General features: G+C 70.1%; 12 protein-coding genes. 4 read left to right on the forward strand and 8 right to left on the reverse strand.

Annotated elements, in window-relative coordinates; all coding sequences use genetic code 11:
• Nucleotides 1-186: 186 nt before the first annotated feature.
• Nucleotides 187-1,932, forward strand: coding sequence for a S8 family serine peptidase (locus ACIRR9_RS08580; RefSeq protein WP_403749043.1), 1,746 nt, complete (start codon nt 187-189; stop codon nt 1,930-1,932).
• 88 nt (nt 1,933-2,020) lie between these two features.
• Here the strand turns inward: ACIRR9_RS08580 and ACIRR9_RS08585 are convergent, their stop codons facing one another.
• The 3 genes from ACIRR9_RS08585 to ACIRR9_RS08595 form a co-directional block, all read right to left on the reverse strand.
• A complete protein-coding gene (locus ACIRR9_RS08585) occupies nt 2,021-3,934 on the reverse strand; it encodes a protease pro-enzyme activation domain-containing protein (protein WP_403749689.1) in 1,914 nt (637 codons plus the stop codon).
• Nucleotides 3,935-4,258: 324 nt separating this feature from the next.
• Nucleotides 4,259-4,891: a DUF305 domain-containing protein gene (locus tag ACIRR9_RS08590; protein WP_403749046.1), complete on the reverse strand. Its 633-nt coding sequence runs from the start codon at nt 4,889-4,891 to the stop codon at nt 4,259-4,261.
• Between the two features lies 1 nt (nt 4,892).
• Nucleotides 4,893-5,567: a DUF3105 domain-containing protein gene (locus ACIRR9_RS08595; protein ID WP_403749048.1), complete on the reverse strand. Its 675-nt coding sequence runs from the start codon at nt 5,565-5,567 to the stop codon at nt 4,893-4,895.
• A 170-nt stretch (nt 5,568-5,737) separates the two neighbouring features.
• Between ACIRR9_RS08595 and ACIRR9_RS08600 the strand changes: the two genes are divergently transcribed.
• Nucleotides 5,738-6,193, forward strand: a complete 456-nt coding sequence (locus ACIRR9_RS08600; RefSeq protein WP_403749050.1) for an Rrf2 family transcriptional regulator — start codon at nt 5,738-5,740, stop codon at nt 6,191-6,193.
• A gap of 87 nt (nt 6,194-6,280) precedes the next feature.
• On the opposite strand, the gene ACIRR9_RS08605 is transcribed toward ACIRR9_RS08600, so the two are convergent.
• A complete protein-coding gene (locus ACIRR9_RS08605; protein WP_403749052.1) occupies nt 6,281-7,471 on the reverse strand; it encodes a globin domain-containing protein in 1,191 nt (396 codons plus the stop codon).
• 333 nt (nt 7,472-7,804) lie between these two features.
• Here ACIRR9_RS08605 and glnA point away from each other — a divergent pair, with 333 nt between their 5' ends.
• Nucleotides 7,805-9,166, forward strand: a complete 1,362-nt coding sequence (gene glnA / locus ACIRR9_RS08610; protein ID WP_403749054.1) for a type I glutamate--ammonia ligase — start codon at nt 7,805-7,807, stop codon at nt 9,164-9,166.
• A gap of 168 nt (nt 9,167-9,334) precedes the next feature.
• Nucleotides 9,335-10,897, forward strand: a complete 1,563-nt coding sequence (locus ACIRR9_RS08615; RefSeq protein ID WP_403749057.1) for a protease pro-enzyme activation domain-containing protein — start codon at nt 9,335-9,337, stop codon at nt 10,895-10,897.
• Nucleotides 10,898-10,918: 21 nt separating this feature from the next.
• On the opposite strand, the gene ACIRR9_RS08620 is transcribed toward ACIRR9_RS08615, so the two are convergent.
• From ACIRR9_RS08620 to ACIRR9_RS08635, 4 genes are all read right to left on the reverse strand, one after another.
• Complete coding sequence (locus ACIRR9_RS08620; protein WP_403749060.1) at nt 10,919-11,938, reverse strand: TolB family protein; 1,020 nt, start codon at nt 11,936-11,938, stop codon at nt 10,919-10,921.
• Nucleotides 11,935-13,329 (reverse strand): MFS transporter, encoded by a 1,395-nt coding sequence (locus ACIRR9_RS08625; RefSeq protein ID WP_403749062.1) that lies wholly within the window; start codon nt 13,327-13,329, stop codon nt 11,935-11,937. The genes ACIRR9_RS08620 and ACIRR9_RS08625 overlap by 4 nt, the downstream gene beginning before the upstream one ends.
• 1 nt (nt 13,330) lies before the next feature.
• On the reverse strand, nt 13,331-14,203 hold the full coding sequence (locus tag ACIRR9_RS08630; RefSeq protein ID WP_403749691.1) for an alkaline phosphatase family protein: 873 nt from the start codon (nt 14,201-14,203) through the stop codon (nt 13,331-13,333).
• A 181-nt stretch (nt 14,204-14,384) separates the two neighbouring features.
• The gene (locus ACIRR9_RS08635) at nt 14,385-14,885 is read right to left on the reverse strand and encodes a pyridoxamine 5'-phosphate oxidase family protein (RefSeq protein ID WP_403749064.1); all 501 of its coding nucleotides are present in this window, start codon (nt 14,883-14,885) and stop codon (nt 14,385-14,387) included.
• Nucleotides 14,886-14,982: the final 97 nt, after the last annotated feature.

Genomic DNA, 14,982 nt, shown 5'->3' on the forward strand with positions numbered 1-14,982 from the left:
CAGCCGCGGGTGGGGGGGTGCGCCCTGTTGGTTCCCCCCGGGGGAGGGGGCTCAATTGGGGCGTTGGGGGGGGGGGGGGCCCGGGCCCGGGGCCCGGCCCCCCCCCCACAGCCGCGGAAGGCGTGAGACGCCCGTCATACGGATCAGAAGCTCAAAACCGACGTAGGCATGGTCGAGGTGGATGTAATGGTCAAGGACAGGCCTGGAAGCAAGCCCCGGAACAACCGCCAGAGCGAATCCGAGGGCGTGGGGGCCGGCGGGCCGGGCCCGGCGGAGGAAGCGGCGCCGCGCAAGAAGGGCAAACCGTCACCGATCGCGGTGCAGCCGCGCCGGTCTCGCTACATGGTGGCCCCGCTGCCGCAGCAGCTTCTGCCCGTGGGAGTGCCCGAACTCGGCATGGACGCGGTGTGCGACCACCTGGAGCGGATGCCCGAGGTCACGGTGGTCCGCAGACTCACCCCGTCGGACAAGCTGCAGTCGGCAGGGGTGCTGCCCTCCTGCCCCGAACTCGTTGTCGTCGAGGCGGCCGAGGCCCAGGTACCGGCGATGCGGTCACTGCATGTGCACATCGAGCCGGATCTGCCGCTGTCCACAGCTCTGCCCGTTGCCACGTCGGCCGCGGGCATGCTGCCGCTGCGTGACCCGGGTCTGGTCATGCCGCTGGAGGAGGCCATGGAGGTCTCGGTACTGGTCTGCGGCCCGGACGGCGAACCGCTGGCCGGCGCGGGGGTGTTCCTGATCGGGGCGACATGGCCGAGCCAGGGCATCACCGGCCCCGACGGGAGGGCCACCCTCACCCTGGCGACGGAGACCGTGCAATCGGTCCAGTCCCTGTACGTCCGGCCCGCGGGCGGCTACACGGACCGCTGGATCCTCCGTCCCGACCTGTCGGAGACCCGGGACAACCTCGTCGCCCTCACCCCTCTGTCCAAGGTCTACCCGGAACTGGAACAGCGGCAGAGCTACGGCTGGGGCCAGCAGGCCATGCGGCTGGACCGGCTGCCGCCCACGTTCCGCGGTTTCGGCATCAAGATCGCTGTCATCGGTACGGGCGTCAGTGTCGACCACTCCGACCTGAAGCAACGAGTGCGCTCCGGCGCCGACTTCGTGCGCCGCACGAAGGACGGCTGGGCCCACGACCCGGTCGGCACCGGCACCCACGCGGCCGGCGTCATCGCCGGGGCGGACACCGGCAAGGGCATCATCGGCATCGCCGTCGACGCCGAGCTCGAGGTCTGCCAGGTCATGCCCGACGGCCACTTCAGCGACCTGATCGGCGCCCTGGACCACTGCGTCGAGCACGAGGTCGACATCGCCCACATCCAGGTGGCGACCCCGTACCCCTCGGCCCTGGTCTCCCGCAAACTCGCCGACGCCACCGCGGCGGGCATCGCCTGCATCGCTCCGGCGGGCGACAGCGGTGGACCGGTCTCCTTCCCCGCCTCGCTGCCCACCGTCTTCTCCGTGGGCGCTCTGGGTGCCTTCGGCACCTTCCCTCCCGACACCTCCCATGCCACCCACGTCGGGCCGCAGTTGAGCCCGGAAGGGCTGTTCGCCGCACCGTTCAGCTGCCATGGCCCCGGAGTGAACGCGGCCGCCCCCGGCGTTTCCGTTCTCTCCTGCTCCCCGGACGGCGGCTACACCGCCCTCGACGGCACCGGCACCGCGTCGGCCCACATCGCGGGCCTGGCCGCGCTCGTACTGGCCCACCACGAGGACTTCCACGGCCAGCTGCTGCCCCGCGGACCCGGCCGCGTACAGCACCTGTTCGGGACCCTCGCCGCCAGCTGCCGTCCACTGGCCGCACCGGGAACACTGGACGCGGCCCGTACCGGGAGCGGCCTGCCCGACGCTCTCACCGCCCTCGGCCTGGCCCTCGGCGCGCAGCTCGCCCCGGCCCTGTCTCCCTTCGCCCCCTCCATGACCGGGTAGACCCCTCTTACGACGGCGCAACACAAAGGGGCGTGAGGTCCGTCAGGACCTCACGCCCCTCTGCTCAGCGGATCAGCAGCTCAGCGCGTCAGCGCTTGTTGCCGCGGTACGACTCCAGGTAGCCGCCCGCCGGGGTGCCGACGCCGGTCACGTCGTCGTAGCCCTTCACCGCGGACAGGGAGCTGTCCTTGCCGAGGCTGCGGACCGAGGTCAGCAGGCCGTTGGTGGCGTCGTGGCCGTTGGCGAAGTCGACGCGGGCTTCCGCGAGGCCGGAGCCCGTCGGGTTGTCCGTGACGTCGTGGTACGCCTTCGTGCCGAACTTGGAGTAGATCAGCGGGTTGGCGAAGCCGATCGCCGTGCCGCCGCGTGCCTCCTGGGCCAGGGCCTGGACCGCGGCGATGACCGGCGCGGCCAGCGACGTGCCGCCGATGCGGTACTCGCTGTACGCCTCGGTGCCGTCCGCCTGGGTCTGGGTCTGACCGACCTTGAAGCCGGTGTTGGGGTCGGCGATCGCCGAGATGTCCGGGACCACGCGGTTGCCGGTGGCGCTGTTGGCCTTCGCGAGGGAGTCCGGGACGACGCCCTTCTGGTAGTACGGCTCGTTCACCGTCTTGCTGGTGCCGCCGCCCGCGCCCGAGGTGAAGGCGCCGGGGAAGTTGGTCCAGCTCTTGCCGTCGGCCGACAGCGAGGCCTTCTCGGTGCCCCAGCCGGTCTCCCACAGGTACTTGTCGCCCTTGCCGACGGCCAGGGACGTACCGCCGACCGCGGTCACCCAGGCCGAGTTGGCGGGGGTGTCGACCTGCTTCGTACCGGTGTTGGCGACCTCGTCGCCGTTGTCACCGGAGGAGAAGTAGAAGCCGATGCCCTGCACCGCGCCCAGCTGGAAGACCTGGTCGTAGGCGGCGGCGAGGTCCGGGGTCTGGTTGGCCTCGATGTCGCCCCAGGAGTTGGAGACGATGTCGGCCAGGTGGTTGTCGACGACCTTGCTGAGCGCGTCGAGGAGGTCGTTGTCCTGGCAGGACGCGGCGCCCACGTAGGTGACGTCGGCGTCCGGCGCGACCGCGTGCACGGCCTCGACGTCGAGGGTCTCCTCGCCGTACCAGCCGGAGGCGTCGCACTCGGTGGCGCCGGTGTTGGTGTAGTTCGCCGGCAGCACCTGGTGCAGCTGGCTCGTCTTCCACGTGGCGTCGCCGTGCGCCTTGGCGTAGGTGCCGGCGTCGAAGGCGATGGTCGGCGAGGCGAACGCGTCGGTGATCGCGACGCGCACGTGCTTGCCGGTGTACTTGCCGGCGCCGTAGGCGGCCCGCAGCTGCTTGCCGGTATAGCCCTCGACCGCGTACGGGATCTTCGAGCCGTACGCGTCCGGCAGCGTGGTCGCGATGTTCGAGCCGTAGTACGACGAGAACGGCCCGGAGTTCTTGAACACGGTCGCCGGGGGCGGCAGCGTGTCGTCGTGCGTCGACTTGTGCGGCGCGTTGTCCAGGCCGGTGACGGTCAGGACGGCGGAGCTCACGGCGGCAGGCACCGACGCGGTCTTCGCCGGGGCGTGGTAAGTCTTCGAGCCCTTGGCGTAGTTGTGCAGCTGGGTGCCGAACGCCTGCTCGACGGCGGACACGTCGCCGGAGACGGCGATGTAGTGCTGGGTGACCGCGGTGACCTGCAGACCGGACGCGGTCAGCCAGGACTTGACGGCCTTCACCTGCGCCTTGGTGGCGCCGTAGCGGGCCTGGATCTGCTTGGCGGTCAGGTACTTGCCGTACAGCGGCGAGCTCGGGTCGGACACCGCCTTCGCGTAGGCCGCGAGGCCCTTGGCGTCCTGGCCGGCCAGGTAGACCCGGGCCTTGACCTGCGCGCTGTCGGAGGTGGCGCCCTTGTCCGCCTTGGCCGTGGCCCAGGCGGGCTTGGTGCCCGCCAGGGCGTCACGGGCCGGGTTGTCCGCGGCGTGCGCCGCGGGTATGCCGAGCGCGAGCGCACCGGCGATCATCGGCAGTGTCGCTGCCATGCTCACGCTGGCCCGCACCTTGGCACGGTTCGATCTCATACTGCCCCCTGCTATGCGGTTCGTCGCATGGAGTGGTCGGTCGTACGTGATCACCAGGCGGCCAGCGGCGGAACGGCCCATGAATCGATCACGTGGTGGACGCCACTCTTTCGATGAACTGTTCATGCCAGGGGAATGAAATTACCAAGGAAGCCCCAAGTGGGCGTTGGTTAAGGGTATTTGACCGGATTTCGACGGTGCGTGGAACGTTACGGATCGATTGCGATTGTCGGCAAGCCCTTGCGGTGCAGCTAAGTCGACAAATCCCCCTGCTGGTACGGCCGTTCAGTCGCGCGGCTGCGCGCCCCGCTCCTTCAGCATCTGCTTCATCGCCGCCAGCTCCGACTGTTGCGCGTCCACCATGCCCTGGGCGAGGTTCTTCTCCACCTCGACGGTGCACTTGGACACACAGCCCTCGGCCATGTGGATACCGCCCTTGTGGTGGTCCGTCATCAGCTGCAGATAGAAGATCTCCGCCTGCTTGCCGTTCAGGGTCCCCAGCTTCTTCAACTCCGTGTCGGTCGCCATGCCCGGCATCAGCGAACCGTCCCCGCGCTCGGGCATGTCACCCATGCCCATCCAGGACATCGGCGGCTTCGCCGACACCTTCGGCAGGTCCCACAGATCCAGCCAGCCCAGCAGCATGCCGCGCTGGTTGGCCTGCGTCTGCGCGATGTCGTAGGCGAGCCGCCGCACTTCGGTGTCGGTCGTGCGGTCGCGGATGATGTACGACATCTCCACGGCCTGCTGGTGATGCACGGCCATGTCCCGCGCGAACCCCGCGTCCGCCCCCTCGGCGCTCGGGACGCTCGGGCCGCCGCCACCGCTGCCGTCCTCGGCGACCGCGTAGGTGATCGCGCCGGCCGCGACCAGCACCGCCGCCGTGGCCCCGGCGATCCAGCCGATGTGCTTCTTCACGTCACATCGTCCCGCCCGTGCAGGAGGCACCCGGCTCCGGGGTCTGCTTGCCCTGCACATACGTCTCGAAGAACTTCGCGACCTTCGGGTCGGCGGCGCTCGTCACGCTCAGCTGGTGGCCCCACGCCGACAGCTCGATCGGGGAGGTCTGGTTCGTGTACGGGCTCATCAGCGAGTACGGCGTCTGCTTCACCTTCGCCGCCAGCGTGGCCACGTCGGCCTTGCTCGCCTTGTCGGTGTACGTCACCCAGACCGCACCGTGCTCCAGGGCGTGCACGGCGTTCTCGTCCTTCACCGCCTTGGGGTAGACGTCGCCGTTGCAGTTGAGCCACACCGGGTTGTGGTTGCCGCCGACCGGCGGGTGCATCGGGTAGCTCACGGTCCCGGTGACGTGGGTGCGGGAGAGCTTGCCGGTCCAGGTCCGTACGCCGTCGCTGCCGGTCACGAAGTGTCCGGAGTCCCCCGAGCTGCCCTTCGCGTCGCTGGAACTGTCGCTCTTGTTCGACTGCGAGCGGACGAGCACCACACCGCCGACGATCAGACCGGCGACCACCACCGTGCTCGCGGTGATGGTGAGGATCCGGTTGCGGCGCTCGCGGGCACGCTCCGCGCGCCGCATCTCCTCTATGCGTGCCTTGCGTTCGGCGTTGCCGGCCTTGTTCTTCGCGGAACCCATGAGGTGTGTCCTTCTGGGGGGAAAGGGACGTGGACGGTGGGGCTCACTGATCGTAATGGGGGAGATGGGGTCGTCCGTAGGGAGGGAGCGGGAAAGAGCGGTAAAGAGCCGGGATCCGACAGGAAACCGATAATTTGAATGCCGGATGTGTATTACCTACCCTGGCCGGTATGCGGCTGTTGCGCTCCACCGACCTCGCCCTGCGGCTCCTGATGCGGCTCGCCGTCGCCGACGGGGCCAGCCCGGCGACCCGCGAGGTCGCGGCGGACATGGACGTGCCGTACACGCACGCGGCGAAGGTTGTCGCCGAACTGCAGCACCTCGGGCTGGTCGACGCCCGGCGCGGCCGGGGCGGCGGGCTCACGCTGACCGAGAAGGGCCGTACGGCCTCGGTGGGCGCGCTGGTGCGGAGGTTCGAGGGCGACGGCGACGTGGTCGACTGCGACGGCACGGCCACCAATGCCACCCCGTGCCCCCTCAACTCCGCGTGCCGCCTGCGCGGGGCCCTGCGCCGGGCCCAGGAGGCGTTCTACGCCGCGCTGGACCCGGTGACGGTGGCGGACATGGTGGCGGAGCCGACGGGGCCGTTGCTGCTCGGTATTTCCAAGAGGCCGGGCGCGGTGTAGGCGCCTATGGGGGTGCCGCGGTCCGCCGTTCGCGGCTGCTGCGCCGTCGTGGCTGGTCGCGCAGTTCCCCGCGCCCCTACGGGGCGCTCAGGCCGCTGCCAGCCAGAGGTCCGGGCCGAACACCTCGTAGTGGATGTCGGCCGGGGAGACGCCCTTGTCGAGCAGCTGGGTGCGGATCGCGCGCATGAAGGGGAGCGGCCCGCACAGGTACGCGCGCGTGCCCGGCGCGACATCGACATCGGCGAGATCCACCAGACCGGTGCGGGTGCCGGGCTCGGCGTCGCGCTCGTAGAAGAAGTGGACGCCCGCGTCCGGCAGCTTCGCGGTGTACGACGTGTGGTCCGCGCGCAGCGCGTGGTCGGCGGGGGAGCGGTCGCCGTGCACGACCGTCACCGGGGCGCCGTGACCGTCGGCCGCGAGCGCGGCCAGCATCGCCACCATCGGGGTGACGCCGATGCCGGCGGAGGCGAGCAGCAGGGGCCGGTCGGCGGCGTCACCCAGGACGAGGTCGCCGTACGGCTCGGAGAGCTCCAGGACGTCACCCACCTGCACGCGCGCGTGCAGGTGCTGGGAGACCTCGCCGTCGGGCGTGGCGGTGTCGCCCTGCACCCGCTTGACGCTGAACTGGCGGACCGACTCGCCCGGCGCGCCGGAGAGGCTGTACTGGCGTATCTGGCGGGCGCCGTCCGGGAGCGTGACGCCCACGGACACGTACTGCCCGGCCCGGAAGCCGCGCACCGCCGTCCCGCCGTCCACCGGCCGGACCCGGAAGGTCGTGACGTCGGCCGTCTCCGTGATCCGCTCGACGACCTCCCAGGGCCGCAGGCCGGGCTCGCCGCTCTCCTCGTAGAGCCGCTTCTCGATGGCGATGAGGGCGTTCGCCATCAGCCAGTAGACCTCGTCCCAGGCCGCCGCGACCTCGGGGGTCACGGCCTCGCCGAGCACCTCGACGATGGCGGCGAAGAGGTGCTCGTGGACGACGGCGTACTGCTCGGGGGCGACGCCGAGAGAGGCGTGCTTGTGGGCGATGCGCCCGAGCATCGCGTCGGGCCGCTGGTCCGGGTGGTCCAGCAGGTGCGTGGCGAACGCGGCGATGGAGCCGGCGAGGGCCTGCCGCTGGGTGCCGGCGGCCTGGTTGCCCCGGTTGAAGAGGTTGCGCAGCAGCTCGGGGTGGGCGGCGAAGAGCCGGGCGTAGAAACGCTCGGTGATCTCGCCGATGGCCGCGCCGACGGCGGGGAGGGTGGCGCGGACGGTGACTGCGGACGGCTCGGACAGCATCGGGGCTCCTTGTGGCTCGGCTCGGCGCGGACTCGGCCGGGCGGCTCGACACCTCGACGCTATTAAAACTTGCATCTGAGATTCAAATTTAAGGACCGTGGTCTCCGTCACTAGGAACTGAGATCGGCCATTACGGATGTCGCTGCGAGCAGGCAAGATGGGCGGCAGGGCGGTACACCTGCCGTATGTGAGCCGTTCAGGCCGAGGACGCCGGAGCGATCAAGGTCCGCAACGCGCATGAAATGCTGTTGTGGTGTGATGCTCGGGTGCCCGACCGCTCTCCCGTGGGACCGGGAGTACGCGGCCTGACCAGCAAGGATGGGGAAGCGGAAGATGGACAAGCAGCAGGAGTTCGTGCTCCGGACCTTGGAGGAGCGCGACATCCGGTTCGTACGCCTGTGGTTCACGGACGTGCTGGGCTTCCTCAAGTCCGTCGCCGTGGCCCCGGCGGAGCTGGAACAGGCCTTCGACGAGGGCATCGGCTTCGACGGCTCGGCGATCGAGGGCTTCGCCCGGGTCTACGAGTCCGACATGATCGCCAAGCCGGACCCGTCCACGTTCCAGGTGCTGCCGTGGCGCGCCGAGGCCCCCGGCACGGCGCGGATGTTCTGCGACATCCTGATGCCCGACGGCTCCCCGTCCTTCGCGGACCCCCGCTACGTCCTGAAGCGCGCCCTGGCCCGCACCTCGGACCTGGGCTTCACCTTCTACACCCACCCCGAGATCGAGTTCTTCCTCCTGAAGGACCGCCCGCTCGACGGCACGCGCCCCACCCCCGCCGACAACTCGGGCTACTTCGACCACACCCCGCAGAACATCGGCATGGACTTCCGCCGCCAGGCGATCACCATGCTGGAGTCGATGGGCATCTCGGTCGAGTTCTCGCACCACGAGGGCGCGCCGGGCCAGCAGGAGATCGACCTGCGCTACGCGGACGCGCTCTCCACGGCCGACAACATCATGACGTTCCGGCTGGTCATGAAGCAGGTGGCGCTGGAGCAGGGCGTCCAGGCGACGTTCATGCCCAAGCCCTTCTCGGAGCACCCGGGCTCGGGCATGCACACGCACCTGTCCCTCTTCGAGGGCGACCGCAACGCGTTCTACGAGTCGGGCGCGGAGTTCCAGCTCTCCAAGGTCGGCCGCTCCTTCATCGCGGGCCTGCTGAAGCACGCCGCCGAGATCTCCGCGGTCACCAACCAGTGGGTGAACTCCTACAAGCGCATCTGGGGCGGCTCCGAGCGCACCGCCGGCGCCGGCGGCGAGGCCCCCTCGTACATCTGCTGGGGCCACAACAACCGCAGCGCGCTGGTCCGCGTCCCGATGTACAAGCCCGGCAAGACGGGCTCGGCGCGGGTCGAGGTCCGCTCCCTGGACTCCGGCGCGAACCCGTACCTGGCCTACGCTCTCCTCCTGGCCTCCGGCCTCAAGGGCATCGAGGAAGGCTACGAGCTCCCGCCGGGCGCCGAGGACGACGTCTGGGCCCTCTCCGACGCGGAACGCCGCGCGATGGGCATCGAACCCCTCCCGCAGAACCTCGGCGAGGCCCTCACCCTGATGGAACGCAGCGACCTGGTCGCCGACACCCTGGGCGAGCACGTCTTCGACTTCTTCCTGCGCAACAAGCGCGCCGAGTGGCACGAGTACCGCTCCGAGGTCACCGCATTCGAACTGCGGAAGAACCTGCCGGTGCTGTAGGGCTGTCGGGGTTTTCGCAGGCGGGGTCAGTGCTCCAGGAGCACCGACCCCGCCCGGCGTCATGGGGTGCGCCGTCCTGATGACCCTGACGGACATAGCGTGTGATCTTGTGAAGATTCGCACATTTATCCACCTGGCTGTTGTTCCCCGACAGAAGGGTGGTTCTCCATGCCCCAGCAGCACGTGCGCCTCGCCGGAAGCGAGCGACCGCGCCCCACCAGGTCCGTGGCGATCGCGGATCCCGTCGACCCGAACGAGGAGATCGCGGTCACCGTCTCCCTGCGCAACGCGGGAAAGAACGACAACCCGCAGGAGCGCCGCGCCGACGCGGAGAAGGTGAAGGAATCCCTCGGCCAGTACGGCCTGAGGGTGACGGACGAGCGTCTCGAGGTCGGCAGCATCGAGATGACGGGGAAGGCGAAGGACCTCAACCGCGCCTTCAAGACCGAACTGCGGCTCTACCACAGCGAGCGGCAGGGCGTGTTCCGCGGCCGGGAGGGTGAGCTCCAGATCCCCGCCGACCTCGACGGCATCGTCGCCGGTGTCTTCGGCCTGGACAAGCGCCAGGTGGCCCGGCGCCGGGTGTTCCCCGGATCGGGTGATCACGGATCGTTCACACCGCGGAACCTGGAGGAGCATTACCAGTTCCCGGAAGGCGCCGGTGAGGGCCAGAAGATCGCCATCCTTGAGTTCGGCGGCTGTTACTTCGACGACGACACCGACACCTTCTGCCGGAACAACGGGCTGACCTCGCCGCCGGTGCAGATCGTGCCCGTGGGGTACACGCCGCCGCGCAACGCGCAGGACCTCCAGCGGCTCTCCCCGACGGACCTGAGCAACGCGCTGGAGATCGCGGGCGAGGTCATGATGGACGTGCAGATCATCGTCGGTCTGTGCCCCGAGGCGGACATCTCGGTCTACTTCGCCGACTTCGACCAGAAGGGCTGGATCGATCTGCTCGACCGGATCATCATGGACGAGCCCGTGACGGTGTCGGTCAGTTACGGCCTGGCCGAGGACGACCCGAACTGGTCCCTCCTGGGGCGCGACGAGATCGACCGGCGCCTCGCCGCGGCGGCGGACAAGGGCATCACCGTCTGCGTCTCCTCGGGCGACGACGGCTCGGGCGACCAGATGGACGACGACCGCTGCCACGTGGACTTCCCGGCGTCCAGTGCCCACGTGCTCAGCGTGGGCGGCACCATGATCATGGAAGCCGGCCAGGAGACCTCCTGGTGGATCTCACCCGGTGACCGCAGCGGCGGCGGCGGAGCGACCGGCGGCGGAGTGAGCGACATCTTCGACCGGCCCACCTGGCAGAAGGTCAAGGTCACCTCCCTCAACCCGAAGCCCACCAAGGACGGCCGGGTGGTCCCGGACGTCGCCGCGCTGGCGGGGCCGCCCTGGTACCAACTGACGCTCCAGGGCGAGACCCAGCTCAACGGCGGCACCAGCGCGTCCACCCCCCTGTGGGCCGCCCTCGTCGCCCGCGTCAACGCCCTGCTGCCCGTCGCCAAGCAGCATCGCTTCCTCACCCCGCTGCTTTACGGCACCGGCACCAACAGCAAGCCGGTCGGCCAGCACGTCTGCCAGGACATCGCCCTCGGTCACGACAACCGTTCGACGCCGTTCCCCGGCCGGGGCTACAAGGTCCAGCCCGGGTTCGACGCGGTGACCGGCTTCGGCGTGCCCGTCGGAATCGAGCTGCTCAAGATGCTGGAGACCATCTGAGACGATCTGACACCGTCCGGCTCAGCGGACATACGCAGGGGAGACCGCGGAGACACTGATCCGCTGCGGTTTCCCCGTGCCGTCCGCCGGGAGTTCGTACAGGTCTGCCCCGTAGTCGCCAGGCATGGCGTAGACGACCGTGTGCGTGTCCTTCCATACCGCCTGGTCGTCCACGCTCCGGGGCTCCGCCAACGGGGTCTCGCGCATCGTCCTGAGGTCCAGGACGTACAGGTGCCACGGGGCGTCCTTGGGGAGGCCCTTCACCCGCTTCTTGTACGCGATACGCGTGCCGTCGGGGGAGAGGGACGGGCATTCGACGTTCTGGTGGAGGGTGGTGAGGGTGCGAGTGCGCAGGTCGCCCCGGACCAGATAGGTCGAGCCCTTCGTCGCCAGCGTCGCGTAGAAGGTGTCGTCGTCCGAAGCGAACGTCACGCCCCAAAAGTTGACGTCCGCAGCCTGATAGGCCTTGCCGTCCTTGCGGATGCGGAACGCCTCCAGCGACGGGATGTAGGCGCCCGTGCGGGTGTCGACTATCGCCGTGCGCGTCGAGAAGTTCGTGCCCGCGTAGGAGTCGCCTCCGACGAACGCCGTCCAGGCCGCGTAGCGGCCGGACGGGGAGACCCGGGCCCGGGAGGGGATGCCCGGGACGTCGTAGTGGGCCGTCGTGTGCAGCTTCGCGTCCAGGATCAACGCGCGGTAGGTGTCCGAGACCGGGCCGTGGACCGCCTGGAGGCAGACGCCCGTGCCCGAGGCGGCGTAGAAGCGGAGGCACTTGACGCCGGAGGCGGTGCGGGGGCCGGACGGGGCGGACGCCGGGGTCGTGGTCAGTTCGTCGCGGTGCGGGCCCCACGCCATGTTGCGGAAGATCATGCGGCCCGGGGCCGTGAGGGTCACCGTTCCCGGTGTGATCTTCGGGCCGCCCGCCTGGGTATGGTCACGGCGCTCCGCCCGTGCGGACGCGTGCAGCACGGAGGCCAGGGCTATCGCCGCCAGGACGGCCAGCGCCGAGGCGAGGATCAGGATGCGGGACCTCAGGGTCATACGGCTGTCTCCCGGGAGGGGCGGAAGGTGAGTGCGTATGCGGCGCAGACCGCCAGCGCCGCCGTCGACGCCAGCAGTGCCGTACGGTCACCCCACAGCGTCCACGCCGCGCCGAACGCCAGCGAGCAGGCGAAACGCGCCCCCGCCTGCCCCGTCTGGACCAGCGCCAGGCCCGACGAGCGCAGCGCCTGGGGCACGCTGTCCGACGCGACCGCCATCAGCACCCCGTCGGTCGCCGCGTAGAACGTGCCGTGCAGCGCCAGTACCGCGTACGGCAACCCCGTACCGTGCCAGGACGTGAGCAGCAGCGCGTAGGCCAGGAGCAGGGCGCAGTGGCCGGCCAGGAAGACGCGCCAGCGGCCCCAGCGGTCGGCCAGCCGGCCCAGGGGCACGGCCAGCAGGAGGAAGGCCGCCGCCGTGCCGAGCGGGAGCAGAGGGAACCAGCCGTCGGGGACGTCGAGGCGCCGTTGCAGCAACAGGTACACGAAGGAGTCGCTCACCGTCGCGAGGCCCAGGAGCAGGGCGCAGACGGTGATACGGCGCAGGCCACGGTCGGACAGGAGGCCCAGGGCCGCTCGCAGTGTGGGGCGCGCATCCGCTGCGGGGCGCGCATCTGCGGCAGCCGTCCGGGAGCGTTCGCCCGGTGCGGACGTTTCGGAGTGGCCGCCCGGTGCGGACGTTCCGGAGCGGCCGTCCAGTACGGACGTTCCGGAGCGTTCGCCCGGTGCGGACGTCCCGGAGCGTTCGCCCGGTACGAACAGCACCAGGACCAGCACGCCGAGCACCGCCACGCAGAAGCTCACCGTGAACACCGCGTCGTAGCCGTCCACCGTCGCCCGGAGGATGAGGAACGCGGCCAGGGGGCCGAGCAGGGCGCCCGCCGTGTCCATCGCGCGGTGGACGCCGAAGGCGCGGCCGCGGCTCTCCGGGGTGCTGGAGAGCGAGATCAGGGCGTCCCGGGGAGCCGTGCGCAGGCCCTTGCCCGTGCGGTCCGCCGCCAGGATCAGGCCGATGGGGGTGAGGGCGTGGGCGATCAGCAGCAGGGGTTTGCAGAGTGCCGAGAGGGCGTAGCCCGCGCCGGCCACCCACTTGTGGCGGCCGCCGCCCCGGTCGGCCAGGTGGCCGCCGACCAGTCGTACGACCGCCGAGAAGCCGTTGTAGACGCCGTCCAGGAGGCCGAAGCCCAGCGGGGACAGGCCAAGGCCCGTCACCAGGTACAGCGGGAGGACCGCCGTCACCATCTCGGAGGAGACGTCCGTGACCAGGCTGACCGTGCCGAGGGCGAGGACGGTGGGGGCGATCGTGGAGCGGTACCGCCCGGCCGTCGCGGGCCGGGCGGTACCTTCCACGGACGCCGCCGGAGTGCTCGCGCGGCTGTCCGCTACGTACACGTCAGGACGTCCAGATCCCGGTGATGTCGGAGGCGGACGCCGCGTTGCCCGCGTGCGCGGTCAGGCCCTGGCTGTCCTCCAGGGTGCGCAGCAGGTCGTAGTGGTCGTAGGAGGTGGAGGAGGAAGAGCCGGCGGTGACGGGCTGGCCGTAGAGGACCGTCGGGATGCGGTTGCCGGCGAGCCGGTTGTCCTCGTCCATGGTGACGACCAGCAGGCTGTTGTGGGTCTTGGCCCAGGTGGCGTACGCGCCCAGGTTGTTCTTCAGCCAGGTGTCACCGGTGGACACCGAGCAGTCGTGCATGTCGCTGCACAGGTTGGGGGTCACGAAGGACAGCTGGGGGAGGGTGGTGTAGTCGGTCGGGAACTGGGCGAACGTCTTCGCGGACGACGTCGGTACGTTGCTGAAGCCGAACCACGGGTTGTGCTTCTGCGCGTAGTTGCCGCTGCTGCACGTGGTCGAGCCCTGGCTGGGCAGGGTCTCGTTGTAGCTGGCCCAGGTGCGGCCGGCCGCGAGCTGCTCGGAGGCGAGGTTGGCGGCGGAGGAGAAGCCGGGCGTGACGCAGCTGTCGTCGGTGATGCCCTGGGTGGAGCCCGAGAACATCGCGTAGTAGTTGGGCTGGCTCGGGTGGGTCTCGGCGTACATCTGGGTCAGGTTGGCGCCGCCGGAGACCAGCGAGTTGATGTACGGGGCGCTGGAGGAGCCGATGACCTGGCTGTACGCGTGGTTCTCGAAGACCACGACGATCACGTGGTCCGGGGCCGGTACGGCACTCGCGGCGTGCGCGGACGTGCTGCCGAACCCGGTCCACAGGCCGACCGCGGCCGCGGTGAAGGCGGTCGCGGACGCCACTGCCGTACGGGCTCGGCGCAGCATCCCTGAACGTGCGGAACTGCCGGACACATCAACCTCCGTGCTGGAGATGGGGAGGGGTGGGGGGTGGTGCCGGTGCGGACTGAGCATGCGCACGCCAATAATCCCTCGCCCCACCGCACCTGACCAGACGGATGAAGAGCGGGTGAACGGCAAGAGCGGCCGAACCGCGAGATTGCGTGGACTACTCCCACTTCGTCTGGCTGAACGGCTCCCCCTTGCCGAAGCCGAGCACCTTGCGCGGCCGCACCGCGAAGACCAGGGCCCGGCCCGGGCCGTGCCGGAAGTGGCCGTCCGCCACCTCGTAGTGCCAGAACGGGCCGTACTTCGCCTCCCAGGCCGCCGCCAGCTCGTGCAGCCGCTCGTCGTCGGCGACCCGCACCGCCTCGCCCTCGACGGTGACGTCGTACCCCTCGGTCCAGCTGTTGGTGCCGGTCGTCAGGACGACATACGGGTTCCCGGCGAGGTTGAGCGCCTTGCGCTCGCCGGGGCCGGTGCCGAAGTGCAGCGCCCCGTCGTGCCACACCGCGAGGAGCGGAGTGACATGCGGGCGCCCGTCCGGCCGTACCGTCGAGATCCAGAACAGTTCGGATTCCGTCAGTACCTTCTCCGCCTCGGACCAGTCGTGCGCCGAGGTGCCCTCGCTGCTGTAGCGGGCGTCCAGCACGCCCTGGGGTTCACGCATGATGCCTCCCCTAGCCGTTTACCCGTACAGACCGCGATCCCACGTGAAACTCATCGGTGCTCGTGACAGCCCCTGCGGTTAGGCTCTGGCGTGGACG

Origin of the sequence: Streptomyces sp. NPDC101234, from assembly GCF_044767525.1 — a bacterium.
Taxonomy (GTDB): domain Bacteria; phylum Actinomycetota; class Actinomycetes; order Streptomycetales; family Streptomycetaceae; genus Streptomyces; species Streptomyces sasae.